Source organism: Oleiphilus sp. HI0043 (assembly GCF_001634935.1).
The window spans coordinates 1-520 of the sequence record NZ_LWEY01000384.1 but is presented as its reverse complement, the minus strand read 5'-3'; the positions used below and the strand labels follow the sequence as shown (position 1 = coordinate 520).

General features: G+C 47.3%; 1 pseudogene. It reads left to right on the top strand.

The features are described 5' to 3' along the window. Positions 1–520: pseudogene (locus tag A3729_RS32255) on the top strand (hypothetical protein); the annotation flags it as partial.

Below are 520 nucleotides of genomic sequence, written 5' to 3'. Positions count from 1 at the left end.
AATGATGGTTTAACTGATATAAGAGAGTCGAATTCAGGACTAATTGATCTGGACAGCAACGGTGTAATCGATACAGTCGTTGATGCAAATGCAGATGGCCTAGACGATGCGATCACGTCAGCTTTTGCCGTGTCAGACACTGACAACGATGGTGTACCCGATTTTCAGGACCTTGACTCGGACAATGATGAAGTAACGGACCTTCAAGAAGCGAATCTTCCGGGTACGGACCTTAGTGAGATTGACAGCGACAATGACGGTATGGTTGACCTGCTATCATCATCGTCAGGCTTAAGCAGTCATGTTTTCTCTACGCTTATCGATAGCGATGAAGATGGAACTGAAAACTACCGGGACCGCGATAGCGACAATGACGGCTACCCTGACGGCCTGGAAAACGGTGACTTTGATAACAACGGGATTATCGACCTTGCCGAAGATGACGACACTGGTATTAGCACAGCCAAAAGTGGAACAGGTGGCACCATTAATCCCCATCTAGCATGGTTGCTGCTTTTAC